A 14,069-nucleotide genomic window follows, 5' to 3' on the forward strand; every position below is an offset into this window, starting at 1 on the left:
GAGTACGGGGTATATGAGTAGAGGGGGGTTAGCGGGGGCGGTTGACAGCAAGACCTTTAGCTTGTGCCTTGCGCTAAAAAGGGTTGATACAGGTACTCATGTAATTTTTGACAGCAGGTCATCCTCAAGCCTAAAGGTTTTAATTGACTTTAACGCTACTAATGAGTTCAACGTTCAGATGTGGAACCATTCTGGGACGAAGGTATTCCAGTCATCAAATCTGAACACTATAGTAGATGCTGGAAGCTGGTTTGTATTACAAATGTCAGTCGACCTATCTGACACCGCAAAGCGATCTCTGTATATTAACAATCAACAAATGTCGCCAAACTGGTCTACGTATATCAATGACTTTATTGATTTTACAAATGATGCCAGTGTGGTCGGGCGTTATGGTAGCAACAGTTCGTATTATATTAACGGCGATCTGTCCTTTACCTACTTCACCACCGATTACATTGACTTCTCCCAAGAATCCGAGCGCCTCAAGTTCGTGGATGCTTTCGGCTACCCCGTAGATATTCGACCCAAGATTGAATCCGGCGAAATTCCAACGCCGTTGATTTACATGCCCTTCGATGACCCCAACGATCTTGGCAAGAACTTGGGCACAGGCGGCGACTTCACTGTAAACGGTACCGTAGTTCCTGGCTCCGACGTATCCCCGGCATAAGGGCACATGACATGCTACTGATTAAACTGAACGACCAAGGCGGCATTGGCCGCTACCCCTACACGCTACGGATGCTCAAGAACGATCATCCCAATGTGAGTCTGCCGAGTAACCCCGATGACGCCACGCTATTGGCTCTTGGCGCTGTTCGTATGCAGACTATTCCGCGCCCCACTGGCGACGTAGTAACCGAGGGCACGCCAGAACAGCAGCCAGACGGTACATGGCGTCAGACTTGGGTGGTGCGCGACTTCAAGCCAGAAGAAACGGCAGAGGCTCTGGCGAAAAGCCAAGAGCGCAAACGCCAGGAGATCAACCGCGCCTATGAAGATGAACTCAACGTCATCCTCAAAAACTACCCAGAAGTAGAAACCAAAACCTGGGACAAGCAAGAGCAGGAAGCGCGTGCCTGGGCGGCAGATAACACAGCGGTCACGCCGTTGCTCACTGAAATTGCCAACGCCCGTGGGCTGACAATGGCTGAGCTAGTGCCGCGTGTGATTGCCAAGGCAGATGCGTGGATGCAGTTGTCGGGTGCGGCGACTGGCAAGCGGCAAGCGTTGGAGGAGCAGATCGAATCCGCGACTACTGTTGAGGAAGTCGAGGCGATCCAATGGTAAAGCCGTGCCTTATTTTATTCGCACTCCTTATATCTGGCTGCGCCCAGGTGCAAACGCCGCTCGACGATGGCTATCACTACGGTGACTTGAGCGGGTGGCGGGCCGAGTATTGCGCGACGGCTGACCCATACCGAAGGGCGGTGCTGCTTGCCCTGGCGGCGAGGGCAGGGCTGACGTTGCCGCCGAACGGTGTGTGTACTGACCCGCTTGAGGTGTTGGATGCAGGCCCAGGTACTAACCGAGCTTGATACCCGCTGGGTGCCACGGAGCTTCCACGCCCCGTGGCTCGCGGCCAAGAGCCGTAAGTATTTGTTCCTTGCCCCGCTGCGCGTGGAGATCGACGGGGAGCAGTACGAAGTGCCGACAGGGTACGTGTTCGATATGTCGAGCATCCCGCGCATCGCGTATCTGCTGTACACGCCTGGGTACCATGAAGCGGTGCGAGCGGCAGCGTTTCACGACTATTGCTACTCGCACCTGTGGCGAACGGTTAGCAAAGAGTTTGCCGATCGGGCGTTGGAAGCGCTGATGATTGCCGACGGTGCCGACCCTTCTGACGCACGGCGTTTTTATTGGGCCACACGGCTATTTGGACGTGGTGGTTGGTCGCACGGCGGCGTCTTGTAGGTTAAAATATACGCATTGCTTATAACACAATTCTTTGGTAAGGATGCGTATGCCTGATCGAATCCCCCCTGATCTCTGGTCGCTGCTGACGATGCTGTTCCTCAGCGCGGTCAGTGGTGTTGTTTCCGTCACGCAGCGCATCGCCAGCGGCCGCGCGGCATCGTTTGTGTGGATATTCAGTGAGTTGTTAGCGGCGGTATTAGCCGGTTACCTCGCCTCGGAGTTTTACCTTTTCACGCCAGAAACGTTCCAGGCGTACATCCCCATCACCGTGTTTGTTTCCACTTGCGCCTATAGCGGCGGTCGCTTTATGCAGGTCGCCGAAAGGACGCTCTATAGCAAGCTGCCCGGAGGGCGTGACTGATGATTTACGACGAACTGCGTTACTTCAACGCGGATGAGTTTGCTCCGCACGCAGACAAAATGAGTCCCGAACTGCTGCAAATGCTCGATCAGGTGCGTCACTTGGCGGGTGTCCCGATGGTGATTACCAGTGCTTATCGTGACCCTGAGCATAACCGGCGAGTAGGCGGCGCAAGCAACTCGGCGCACCTGCGGGGCACGGCGGTGGATATCCGCATCACCGACAGCGTGAGCCGCTACTTGATCCTGGCGGCGGCTATCCAGGTGGGTTTTCGTCGCATCGGCGTGGGCAACTCGTTCATCCACCTGGATGTAGACGAGCAGCTTTCTCCTAACGTGGTCTGGACTTACTGATATGCGCCTTGAGATCAACCAGTTCGGGGGCATGGCACCGTTGGTTGATCCAACGGCGCTGGCCGATAACTTTGCCACTTACGCCCAGAACGTGCGTCTCGATAGAGGCGTACTGGCCCCTGGTGCTTTGAAGCTAGAACCCAATCCTGACTACCCCGATGCTCAGTTATCTGGGCGGGCAGTGAGGTCAGTGGCCAAGTTGTCCGATGACAATACCCGTTTCGCGTTTGGTAATCCGCGTGGGGCGATGGCATTTGTGTCTCCGGTATCCCCCGCAGATACCTGGGGGCGCGTGTATTACATGGGGGTTGATGGGCCGGTCTTCACAACCTCGGAGCAATATAGCCCAGGCGGGCTGGTGATTAACCCCGTCAGCTACCGTTTGGGGGTGCCTGCTCCTGGTGCTGCTCCAGAAGTGATGGCGGCACCGACGATCGAACATAAATACGAAGAGGGTGACGACAACCGTATCGAGGTGGAGCCAGATTACGTCGACGTGGCCTACGCCTATAGTTTTGTTGACCGCTACGGGCACGAAAGTAGCTTATCGCTCGCGTCCGGCACAGCGCGGGTGGCCTATGACCGAGCGTTCTCTGTTCCTGTTCTGGTAGGCGCTGCGCCTCCTACCCGCGTCAATATCGACGGTGGCTTTCGCCGCCTCTACCGAGCGACCTTTGATGGGTCGTCTAGCACTTGGCAATTTTTGGCGGACATCCCGATTGGCCAAACGACGTTTGACGACACGGTGCCCGTTGGCCAGGAAGGTGAGGAGGCGGTTAACGAAGGGTGGTTGCCTGCCCCTGTTAAGCTCAGGAACCTATGCCTAGTGGCGTCGGCTTTTGCAGCGGGGTACTTCGATAACTATGTGTGCTACTCCGAACTCAAGCTGCCCCACGCATGGCCCGCTGAGCTTCAATACCCGATCAAGTACACGCCGAAGGGCTTGATGCCGCTGCTCAACGGCGTGCTGATTGTGACCAATGGCCGACCGTATTGGGCCGAGGGCAGTGACCCTTACTCCGCGATCCCCCGCGAGCTGCCGATTAACGCGCCTTGCGTTAGCAGCGAGAGCGTCGTGGATATGGGGGACTATGCCATGTATGTCAGTTTCGATGGCCTAGTCGCGGCTGGCCCAGGCCAAGCGGAAGTTATCACGTCGGAGATTGTCGATCGGGCCTATATGGAATCGTTGGTAGACGAGAACTGCAAGGCGTTTGCGTTCAATGGCCGGTACGTGTTTTCGACGAAAAATGGCCGTTGGATGGGGTTCGTACCCAAGCAAGGGTTTGTGGAATACGACTTTGGGTACGCGCCCGACGAGTTCTCGGCAGTGTCGTTTAACGTGCGCGACAACAAGCACTTCTTTGCGTTCAGCGATGGCACCGTGCGGACGATCGACACCGACGGCGAAGCGACTAATGTGCAGTGGCTCTCTAAACATTGGCGGACGCCACCGGCCAGTTTCTCCTGCTTCTGTGTCGAGGCGGATACCTACCCTGTGGGGGTCATGGTGCGCTGCCAATACCTTTCCCAAGAGTGGCAGGAGACGCCGTTGTTTGAAGTTTCCGGCCCACATATCCAGCGCCTTCCGGTAATGACGGGCGGTTTGTGGCAGGTGGTGATTAAGCCGCCACAGGGCGGGCGTGTTTACCGCGTGATCCTTGGTCAATCAGGACGGGAGGTTCAGTAATGACTAAAAAACGCACGCGGTTACCGGCGCTGAGTACGCTGGAATCAGTGAAAGAGGCGCTCGACGTGTTATTGGGGCGTCGTGGCGAGAAGCTGGATAAGGTGGTGACGTTCCGCGATTTACAAGAGAGCGGTGCATTTAGAACATCTGTTCGGGGTAGCGACTTGACTTTGCTCCCTTCGCCGCCTGATTCATCACTTGGGCCTGATGGCGTTGATTTAGATACTTGGGTGCCTTCTGCACCCACTGGTTTTTTGGCCACGGCCATGATGGGCGGCATTTTTATTGAGTGGGATTGGCCCCCAAAGTTTGGCGCGGTAGGACACACCGAAGTTTATCGGGCTACCTCTAATAACGCTGAACAGCGACAACTTTTAACTGTTGTGGATGGCTTAACATACTTTGACCAAATAGACGGCGAAGATGAACAGGCGTATTTTTATTGGGTTCGTTTTCGCTCGTTGGGTAATAAAGTGGGGCCATTTACGGGGCCGGTGTCGGCAGTGTCTATTCCGTCTGCTGCGTTGTTAATCGAACGCATGGAAGGCCAAATCGACGAAACGTTGTTGGCTCAGCATTTACGCGAGCGCATCGACCTTATTGACGGCGAAGGCGGTTTAGTTGACCAAATAACTGAACAGGGCGAAACATTTGCTAACCAAATAACGCAGGTGCAAACGCAGGTACAAAACAACTACTCGGCGTTGCAGCGGACTATTAGCTCGCGTTTTAACTCAGTAACTAACCGCGTTGAGTCAATTTACTCACTTCGCATTAACAGCAACGGGCGTATTAGCGGTTTTGGTTTAGCCGACGACGGCAACGAGTCGGTGTTTGGTGTCGAGGCCGATCGTTTTTATGTGGGCTATGACCGACCGTTCATTATTAGTGGTGGGCGCACACACATAAAGGACGCGGTAATTCGGGACGGTGCGATCGACAATGCAAAGATTGCCAATGGTGCGATAACAAATGCCAAGATAGCGTCGGCGAGTATTGACGAAGCGAAAATCAGCAATGCGGCGATTAGCTCGGCGAAGATCAAAGATGGGGCCATTACCAACGCTAAAATAGCGAACGTTATCCAGTCCGATAACTACTCGTATGGTTCGCGTGGTTGGCGTATAGATAAAAACGGCAACGCCGAGTTTAATGACGCTACGTTCCGTGGCACGATTTACGCCAACACGATTGTGGGCGGTATTAACGTTACTAGGGACGCGGGCCGATATGTTAACGTCTCTCTGCCTAGCCGAAGTTCAAGGTCGACGGTTGTTCACACGTTTAGCGTAAGGATGCCGAGCGGGTCTACACAATACCGAGCGTTTTTCTGCATTAGTATGTCTGGCTCTACCTCCGCCAACACAGGCGTTGATATGCAGGTGCAGATATGGATTAACCACCGGATGGTAAAGGCGTTTAACTCATTTGCTATGGGCTATACCGGCATGGGGTGTACGGTGTCGGGAGCATCCCCCGGGATGGGGAGGGGTGGTGACCTTTTCGAGTTCGTCGTGCTTGCAGGGTCGTATGAAGGCGGCACCCGTGTGACTGAGCTAAGCGGTTGGTATGGTGGTATGCCCTGATGTCCCGTTCCCTCGGGGTGTGCCGTGCCTAGTAGCGATAGCCGGTCTAATCAACTATCCAAGCGCCCAAGCGGCGTTTGAGTTCATCTAGGCGACTGTCCGATATAGAGCCGAGTAGGCCAATTAGCAACGACCCCTCTAGTACAGCTATACGGGATAGCCGAAAAACGCTGGTGTTTTTTAGCCCCGAGTCGATAAATTCTGGGCTTTCTTGGTCAAGAACCCAATCAAGGTCTGCTACGGCGTGGCGTACTTGCGAAGACACCATACAAACCAACCAATCGTCGTTTGCGTTATCGAGCTGGCGTAACAGCAAAACGGGGCGTTTTTTGCTGTGTTTCAAGTTAGTGAAAGGGAAGGGCATAAGCGCAATTTGTCCAGCACGTTTCACTGCCAGCGCTCCTTTAGGTCGTCGTCAGAATAAATATCAGGCTCGTCTTCCAAGCCGCGCATGGCTTGCTCTACGCTCATGGCTTGGAACTGCTCGTCTGTCCACTCGACGTGGGAGGAGTCCTTCTTTGCGTATCGCTGCTCAAGAAAGGTCACGAAATCGATCACTTCCTGCTGTTGGAGTGACGGCAATCGATTCACTTTGTTGATGAGTTCTTCTATTTGCATAACGGAACGCTCCCACCGTTTGTGCCTGTACTTACTCTTAGATTAACACAATCCGGTCAAGTTTCTTCCTCGCTTGCTGTTTCTACTTCCGTTGTGATGGTAGGCAAGAACCTTCCCGCCGCATCGGCTGCTGTCAATAACGAGTCGTGGCTTAGGTGGCTGTAACGCTGTGTCGTGGTGATCTGCGTATGCCCCAGGATGCGTTGCACCTCATAAATGGAGCGCCCTCCGTTGATTAAAAAGCTCGCAAAGCTATGGCGGAGGTCGTGCATACGTACATCTTCCAGTCCTGCTCGCTCACGGGCACGCTTCCATGACCCGAACACATCATTGTAGGGTTGGCGTGTCGCTGGATTAGGGAACACATAGGGGCAACCCTCGTACCTGGGCACTTGGCTGAGCAGGCGCAGCGCACTATCGGAGAGAGGAACGTGGCGCGTTTTGCCTGTTTTATTGCGTTCAATCCTCCATAGCCGCATTGACGTGTCTATGTCTGACCATTGTGCGTTTAGCACTTCCCCTTTTCTTGCTCCTGTTAATAGCAACATGGCGATAATGTATTTAAGCATTACCGCTTCCGATGCTTCGAGGGCTTTAAATAAGCGCTTGGCCTCCTCATCTGTTAAATAGCGTTCCCGCTTATTATTAACCGGAAACTGCTCAATTTTACTGGTGGGGTTTTTATCGACCCCGTGCGTTTCCCATTTAATGGCACAGTTGTAGATAAAACGGATCAGGATAAGTACGCGATTAGTCGACGCAGGCGCGTGCGTTTTTCGATGCTCGCTAAGCAACGAAGTAATATGACCACGCGTTATCTCGTCCATATAAAACCGGCCTATACGCGGCAGTATATGTAGTCGGAGTAACGTTTCGTCAGTATCCCAACTGCGTTTATAACTCTTGGCGTAAGGGAGGTAGTGTTCCTCCACAAACTGTTTAAAGCGAGGAACGTGTTTTAGCGATTCCTGCTTTTCAAACGGATCGTCCCCCAGGGCAATTTGTCCTCTAAGTTTTGCCGCGTGTTCACGCATTTCGGTGAGTTTGACGGTTCTCACGTCGGCGATGAGCCGCTGCACCCATTTGCCGCGCTGATTGCGGTAGCGCAGGTGGTAGGTGCGCTTGCTGTTCGAGCGAACTTCTAGGCAGAGACCAGGGCACTCGGTGTCGTAGTAGTTTTCTCGCTGCTTGCCGACTGGCAGCGGCGCGGTGTTGACGAACTTCTGCGTTAGGGTTTTTCGTGGCATGATGGTGGCCTCAATGCGTCACATGGTTATCGAGGTGCATCATAAATGCTTCATAATGATAAATTCAAGAGTGAAGGCGTCACTGCGTTGACGCGTACCGAGCAAACGGCACTGGCGATTCGCTCTTTGCGCAATCTATTTGGCATGAGTCAAAACGAGCTTGCAAAGGCGGCGGGGGTCTCACGCCCAACGATCAGCCGCCTGGAAAAATTGGAAGGGGAGAAGTCGATTCGTTCCACGACACTGGACAACCTGATGCGCGTGTTTGCCGAGCATGGTGCCGAGGTGCATTTTTTGGCGGACAACGTTCGGATTGAACTGAGTAAGACAGCGTTGGTGTTCGCGGCAAATAATATTCGTTCACAGACGAAATAAGCACTGCGAATTTGACGGCTTATCGACAGGAAAATAACCGCAACGCGTTGATTATTAAAGAGTATATGCTGTGCGTATTTTTATTTGATTTTGTGGCCGTTCGACAGGATGATGACAGTTTTTTGAGGGAGCGAAAAAGTGGCCGAAAAAGTTTTTAAAATTAGCAGCTTACGCTGAGCGAAAGGGCGCAGTCTCACTGCAGCTGGCGATGATTTGATCGCGACGACAGCTAACAACGACACCATCAATGGTGCTGCTGGTACGCTGCAAAGCGGTGACGTGATTGTCGATTCATCGACTACTGATAACGACGTTGCAAACCTAGTCGTCAGTGGAGCAATCCAGACGCCGACGATTGCTAACATCGAAACCCTTAACCTGGACTTTGCTCTTGGTTCTAATGGCATCAACGTCAGCAAGGTCACGTCGACTTCAAAGCTCAATATCGACAGCACCGCTGCTGGCCAAACCAGTGCAACCGTTAACGGTCTGAAGTCTGGCCATTCTCTGGCGATTGATGACACCATTACTTCGTTGACTGTTGCGACTAATTCCGCAACGGCTAACGATGAAGCGGTCTCAATTGCGTTGAATGGTTCTGATGCTACTCTTAACACCAGTGCAGCCAATGATATTGATCAGCTGACTCTGAACAGCACCGGCTCTGCAAACAAGGTTACTCTCGGCACCGCTGCTGATACCTTCTCTGCAACTAATGAGAAGATTATTGCTACTGGTGATCAAAACCTGACTATTAGCACGGCTTACACTGCTAATGCTAATGGCTTGGATGCAGCAACAGTTGAGAATAACTTGACTGGCGATGCTTCCTTGACGGTAGAGCTGACAGGTGCCCTGGCAGCTGCTGAGCATGATTTTTCGAAAGTGGCCGCCGATGCAATTCAGCTGAAAACAGCTGCAGTTACTGGTGCTAACGTCAAAGTGGCCTCTGGTCAGAACGTAGCCCTTACCGGTGACTATGCTGGCAATGGTGCAACAGTGACATCTGCCACGGCGACTACTGGTGTAATTAACCTGTCCGCCACGGCTAACCAAACTGGCGTATTGACCCTCAACGATTTCGCCACCGTTAACCTGGATGTCGCTGCAAACCGCGAATTTGCTGGTGTTACACTGGGTACTGCTTCAGGTCTCGGTACTTCCGAAGTGGTTGCTTCTGGAGCGGGTAACCTGACCTTGGGTTCTGTTACCGCTAAAGTTGTCAATGCCTCGGAAGTTAGTGGTACTGTCAATCTGTCCGCGGGTCGTGCCATGACCATCACGACAGGCACCGGTAACGATGTTGTCGATACGGCTGATAACGCTGTTACGGTTAACACTGGCGCTGGCAACGATCGTATCGTGCTGGGTACCGCCAAAGACACTGTGAACGCAGGTGCTGGCAATGACACCATTCAGTTTGCTGCTGACGGTGAACTGACAGGTGGAACCACCATCGATGGCGGTGCTGGTACAGATACCCTGCAATACACGGGCGGCGCTGGTGCTCTTAATCTGTCAGATAACACGTTTACTTTGACAGGTGTTGAAGCAATCAATCTTTCCGCTGTTGGTGCCAATGCGGCTACTTTCACGGGTGCTCAGCTGAATGATGCAAACCTGAACATCGTTGGTAACGGTGGTACCTTGGTGGTTAATCCAGCTAATGGTACAACTGCTGAGTCAATTAACCTCTCAGGTATCAACCACAGCGGCTTCACCAGCGCCACTCTGAATGGCTCTACCCAAGCTGACATCCTTGTTGGTAGCCAAGCTGCTGATGTGATCGTTGGTGGTACAGGTGTGGTGGTGAAAAATTCCCAGTCATGCAGTTTGGTTAAAATTTGAGCATTTTGTTGGAAAGTTTGATTGGCAAGGCTTGTATAAACGCTCGAATGAGAGACTATTTCGGGCTGGATAATGGTATTGAGGAGGGTGTCAAAGGCTAAAACACGTCATTCAGACAGGCGGAATCCTTGGCAATTGCCAATGACGAGGTTTCTATTTGAACATGGCGACGGCTGTTAGGCAGCACTCAACCGATAGCTATGATGCAGTCCGCCGACCCATTGTACGGATTCCAGCCGATAGTGCTTTGGCTCATGCGATAGATCGCTATCATTAGCGGCGGCAAGAACGGGCGCAACTGGAGGCGAGCCGCCATTGGTCATGTGAGGGCGGGCCGTATTATAGAAGTGACGATAATCCGTCAATCGCTGGTTTAGATGTTGCAATCCTAACGGTACAAGGTAATCGAGTAGTTCTTCTTGCAATGTCCGATTGAAACGTTCGACCACACCATTCTGCCAAGGGCTTTGGTAGCTCGTTCGCCTTACCTTCATTCCTAGACCAGGCAATGTCTGTTTTGCCACGTATGCAAATGCCGTGTCACGGTCCATGACCATGATCCGACCCCTCGCATCATCGAATGGGAAGGCTTCCCTTAACTGTTGAGCAATCCACTGGGCAGTGGGGTGATAGGTGGCGCGTGACCAAATTAAACGGCGTCGGTGATGATCGACAATGTTTAAGATGAATACTTCCCTGCAACGAATATCAAAGGTGGTCTTGAAGTCCATGCCGCATACCTTGTGGTTATTCAGAAAGGTTCGCCAGTCAGGATCTTGCTGATAGCGACGCGAGCGGTTGGGTGGGTGCGGTGATAAGCCATGTTTTTCGAGGATACGTGCCACCGTATTCTTGTCGATGGGACGTTTCAGGTCATGACGCAACAAGGCAGCAATACGTCGATACGAATAACCAGGATTCTCCCGATGAATCGCCAGAATCCAGTCTTCCACATAAGCAGGCGTTGGTGGTCGACCTCGACGCTTTCCCACAAGCGACTTGCAGTGCCATATTAAACGTAACTGTTGATGACACCACGCGATCACCGTTACAGGGCGAGGTGGAAAGGCCGACAGGTACCACGGCAGTAGGGGTGACAGCCGACGATAATGACAGTGCTGATTACCAAGCAGAAAGCCACCGAATCCAAATAAACATAACACAATGACAGACACTAACCTGTAGACTCCCTTGCTTTTTGACAAGGCGTCGCATAGTAGGCGGTGGCTGGTACAATGACAACCACTCCGTAAGCGCAGAGATAACGTCTGTGGTTATGCCTTACACACTTATCAGGTGACCCTATGGCCCAATGGATCGCACTCTCCAAAACCCAGCACGCAAAACATTCCTACCTTCCCCGCCAGGGCTATTCCTTTGCTGTGAATCAGGCCGTAGCACCGGTGCTATTAGCGGAATTACCCAAGCTGTTGCCGCACTACGCGCTGGGTTTTATCCAGCAGGAAAGCGGCTATCAAGCGGTTGCCTTATTGAGCCTGGATGGTCAAAACAACCTCTACCTGCACAGCGATGGGCGCTGGCTGGGCAGCTATGTTCCTGCATCGCTACGCGGTTATCCCTTTACCCTCGCCAATACCGAGGAGGGGCAAAAAGCCCTGTGTGTGGATCAAGCGCATCTGAGCGAGGAGCAGGGCGAGCCGCTGTTTGATGAAGAAGGCAACTTGGCACCGACTGTTCAGCGTACAGTGGAATTTCTCAACCAGTGCGAACAAAACCGTGAGCTGACGCAGCGTTCGGTCAACGCCTTGGCAGAGGCCGGTGTGATTGAGCAATGGCCTTTGAAGCTTGAACGCGGCGAAGGCCAAGAGCCGATCAGCGTGAACGGCTTGTTTCGTGTCGATGAAAAAGCCTTAAACGCCCTGGAAGGGGAGGCGTATGCTCAATTACGCGGCGGCCCGATGGCACTGGCCCATGCCCAGCTGTTTTCGATGAGCCAGCTTAGCCAATTAAGCGAGCGCGCTAAGTTCCATGCCCAGCACGCGACCCAAGACGTACCGGAAAACCTGGATAGCGTGCTCGATGGTGGGGATGATGACGAGCTGACGTTTGATTTTGACTCGTGAGAATGGGCATTTCGGCCAGAAAAATGCCATTTGGCAGCGGTTTTTTGTTATTTGCCTATTGAGCCAGGTGGTTAGAGAAATATCTAATCAATGGCATCATTAGCCCGACATGGAGAATCACACGCTTGAGCAGCTTGTGATAGGCTTAGCCCCCTGAAAGCACCTTGCACTTGGATAGAGGCTTCCTCCATGTCGGCTCCCCACCACAAACATCATGATACCGGCTATAAAGAGCTATTCAGCTACCCTGAGTTTGTCCAGCAGCTCATCGAAGGCTTTGCCCCACCCGACATTGCACAGCTGATGGACTTTACCCAACTCAAGCAACACAGCGGTTACTACATCACGCCGATGTTTGAAGAGAAAATTGAAGATGTGGTGTGGTCAGTGGAGGTGACCTGGGAAGGCATCACCCAAGAGGTGTATCTTTATATTCTGCTGGAGTTTCAATCCTCGGTCGATCACACCATGCCCATTCGCATGATGCACTATGTTGCCTGTTTTTACAGCGAGCTACTCAAGCAAAAGGTGATCACCCCCAGCCAAGGGCTTCCCCCTATCTTTCCCGTCGTGCTTTACAACGGTGCCCACCCTTGGACACCTCCGCTGGATATTTTTGATCTGGTACAGCCGACACCGCCTGCCTTTCTTCAGCGGTATCAGCCCCATTTGCGCTATTACGTGGTCGATGAAGGGCGCTATACTGATGAGCAATTAGGTAGGGTATCGTCACCACTCAGCGGTATCTTTGGCGTTGAAAACGCAGGAGAGAGCTGGGCCACCCTGCAAACAGCGGTGGATCGGATTGTCACGATGATTCAGGCCGATCCACATAAAGAGCGAATCGACAAAGTCATCACCCGCTGGATCAAACGTCACCTATATCGACTTGATGCAGAGATCAACATCGATCAGCTCACGAGCTTGGTAGAGGATAAAGAGATGTTAGCAGAGAATTTAGAAAACTTAGTGCAGAAAGAGCGCCAGACAGGTCGTCAGGAAGGTCGTCTGGAAGGCCGTCAGGAAGCAGAACAGCGTGCGCTAGAGAGCAAACGCAATGCTGCTCGTAAGTTGATTGCACTGACGGAGATGAGTGATCAGTTGATTGCCGACATTGAAGAACTTCCGGTAGAAGAGGTGGAAAAGCTACGCGCCGAAACTCAACATTAAGGCACCCAGGCGGCAGGAATAATACGCCCCAACCAGTAAAATGGGAGAAGGTGGTAGTTGGTTAGCACATAGATGAGCACCTATAAAATATAAAAAAAGGCATGTCAGAGTGATCTTCTAACATGCCTTTGTTCTTTCGAAAGTTGTCGTATAAGCCAGCTCCGAAGGTAGGGTATATCACCTACTGGTACTTTTTCTTTTGCTCTTATGTGCCTTTATTTTCTTTGTATGTGTTGCAATGGATGGAGGTGCAAGCAATACCAAGTTGGTAATGTTTATCCATCGACCAGCGGTATGGCTTCTGTGTTGTGTCACATATAATCGGAAAGTGAAGACTTAACTTCTCATTTAAGTCACGCTGTAAAGAGCGTGCTGTGATGTCAATGCCTTCGTTCGATAAGTGATTGAGTATGTCGGTTGTTGTTATATGTCGTGGGTAAGGAGGGATAAGTTGTAAGGTCTTTATATAACGAAAGAACATATTCCCCATGTGTGATCTACCTATCATGTGTGCTGATGAATAATGATTGATTTACATAATCATTACTCTAGTTGTTCTTATGTTATTCCATTTGTACAAGTGGTTATTATTGGGTTTTTTGCTTGTCAATGTTTTCAATATTTTTGATATATTCATTTCATTTCCCTGATGTTGATTGTATCGATTATTAAAATTTTGTTGTATAAAAATTATATTCTATACCCTACAAGGTGTTTTGATCTTACCCAGCAACAGTGGACACTGGTTTAAGCGATCATTCGGGCTTCAAAGGCCTCTGGGCTGATCATCCCAATAGCACTGTGCCGCCGTTGT

15 protein-coding genes are annotated in these 14,069 nt (G+C 51.8%); 11 read left to right on the forward strand and 4 right to left on the reverse strand.

The window, feature by feature from the left end:
* From BIS10_RS12330 to BIS10_RS12360, 7 genes are all read left to right on the forward strand, one after another.
* On the forward strand, nucleotides 1-673 hold a 673-nt coding region (locus tag BIS10_RS12330; protein WP_253505648.1), incomplete at its 5' end, for a hypothetical protein.
* A gap of 11 nt (nucleotides 674-684) precedes the next feature.
* Nucleotides 685-1,293 (forward strand): hypothetical protein, encoded by a 609-nt coding sequence (locus tag BIS10_RS12335; protein WP_253505650.1) that lies wholly within the window; start codon nucleotides 685-687, stop codon nucleotides 1,291-1,293.
* A gap of 219 nt (nucleotides 1,294-1,512) precedes the next feature.
* Nucleotides 1,513-1,920 (forward strand): DUF1353 domain-containing protein, encoded by a 408-nt coding sequence (locus BIS10_RS12340; protein ID WP_253505652.1) that lies wholly within the window; start codon nucleotides 1,513-1,515, stop codon nucleotides 1,918-1,920.
* Between the two features lie 49 nt (nucleotides 1,921-1,969).
* On the forward strand, nucleotides 1,970-2,284 hold the full coding sequence (locus BIS10_RS12345) for a hypothetical protein (RefSeq protein ID WP_253505654.1): 315 nt from the start codon (nucleotides 1,970-1,972) through the stop codon (nucleotides 2,282-2,284).
* On the forward strand, nucleotides 2,284-2,637 hold the full coding sequence (locus BIS10_RS12350; protein ID WP_253505656.1) for a D-Ala-D-Ala carboxypeptidase family metallohydrolase: 354 nt from the start codon (nucleotides 2,284-2,286) through the stop codon (nucleotides 2,635-2,637). The genes BIS10_RS12345 and BIS10_RS12350 overlap by 1 nt, the downstream gene beginning before the upstream one ends.
* A gap of 1 nt (nucleotide 2,638) precedes the next feature.
* On the forward strand, nucleotides 2,639-4,327 hold the full coding sequence (locus BIS10_RS12355; RefSeq protein ID WP_253505658.1) for a hypothetical protein: 1,689 nt from the start codon (nucleotides 2,639-2,641) through the stop codon (nucleotides 4,325-4,327).
* A complete protein-coding gene (locus tag BIS10_RS12360; RefSeq protein WP_253505660.1) occupies nucleotides 4,327-5,913 on the forward strand; it encodes a hypothetical protein in 1,587 nt (528 codons plus the stop codon). Before BIS10_RS12355 ends, BIS10_RS12360 begins: the two co-directional genes overlap by 1 nt.
* Nucleotides 5,914-5,959: 46 nt before the next feature.
* Here BIS10_RS12360 and BIS10_RS19030 read toward each other — a convergent pair whose 3' ends face one another.
* The 3 genes from BIS10_RS19030 to BIS10_RS12370 are packed head-to-tail and all read right to left on the reverse strand — an operon-like array spanning nucleotide 5,960 to nucleotide 7,778.
* The gene (locus tag BIS10_RS19030) at nucleotides 5,960-6,304 is read right to left on the reverse strand and encodes a type II toxin-antitoxin system PemK/MazF family toxin (RefSeq protein ID WP_392567178.1); all 345 of its coding nucleotides are present in this window, start codon (nucleotides 6,302-6,304) and stop codon (nucleotides 5,960-5,962) included.
* On the reverse strand, nucleotides 6,301-6,531 hold the full coding sequence (locus BIS10_RS12365) for a DUF2281 domain-containing protein (protein WP_253505662.1): 231 nt from the start codon (nucleotides 6,529-6,531) through the stop codon (nucleotides 6,301-6,303). Before BIS10_RS12365 ends, BIS10_RS19030 begins: the two co-directional genes overlap by 4 nt.
* Before the next feature lie 56 nt (nucleotides 6,532-6,587).
* Nucleotides 6,588-7,778 carry a site-specific integrase gene (locus tag BIS10_RS12370; RefSeq protein WP_253505665.1) on the reverse strand — a complete coding sequence of 397 codons (1,191 nt, stop codon included), beginning with the start codon at nucleotides 7,776-7,778 and terminating at the stop codon, nucleotides 6,588-6,590.
* Between the two features lie 45 nt (nucleotides 7,779-7,823).
* Here BIS10_RS12370 and BIS10_RS12375 point away from each other — a divergent pair, with 45 nt between their 5' ends.
* Both BIS10_RS12375 and BIS10_RS12380 read left to right on the forward strand, forming a co-directional pair.
* On the forward strand, nucleotides 7,824-8,153 hold the full coding sequence (locus tag BIS10_RS12375; protein WP_253505667.1) for a helix-turn-helix domain-containing protein: 330 nt from the start codon (nucleotides 7,824-7,826) through the stop codon (nucleotides 8,151-8,153).
* A gap of 213 nt (nucleotides 8,154-8,366) precedes the next feature.
* Entirely contained in the window at nucleotides 8,367-10,001 is a 1,635-nt protein-coding gene (locus tag BIS10_RS12380) for a hypothetical protein (protein WP_253505669.1), read from the forward strand.
* Between the two features lie 176 nt (nucleotides 10,002-10,177).
* On the opposite strand, the gene BIS10_RS19035 is transcribed toward BIS10_RS12380, so the two are convergent.
* Nucleotides 10,178-10,954, reverse strand: a complete 777-nt coding sequence (locus tag BIS10_RS19035; RefSeq protein WP_253505671.1) for an integrase core domain-containing protein — start codon at nucleotides 10,952-10,954, stop codon at nucleotides 10,178-10,180.
* Nucleotides 10,955-11,305: 351 nt separating this feature from the next.
* On the opposite strand from BIS10_RS19035, the gene BIS10_RS12390 reads away from it, so the two are divergent.
* Together BIS10_RS12390 and BIS10_RS12395 are read left to right on the forward strand one after the other, a co-directional pair.
* Nucleotides 11,306-12,085, forward strand: a complete 780-nt coding sequence (locus BIS10_RS12390; protein WP_253505673.1) for a SapC family protein — start codon at nucleotides 11,306-11,308, stop codon at nucleotides 12,083-12,085.
* Nucleotides 12,086-12,274: 189 nt separating this feature from the next.
* On the forward strand, nucleotides 12,275-13,255 hold the full coding sequence (locus BIS10_RS12395; protein ID WP_253505675.1) for an Rpn family recombination-promoting nuclease/putative transposase: 981 nt from the start codon (nucleotides 12,275-12,277) through the stop codon (nucleotides 13,253-13,255).
* The last annotated feature ends 814 nt before the right edge of the window (nucleotides 13,256-14,069 follow it).

The sequence above is a fragment of the Halomonas sp. 707B3 genome, assembly GCF_024158645.1.
Taxonomy (GTDB): domain Bacteria; phylum Pseudomonadota; class Gammaproteobacteria; order Pseudomonadales; family Halomonadaceae; genus Vreelandella; species Vreelandella lionensis.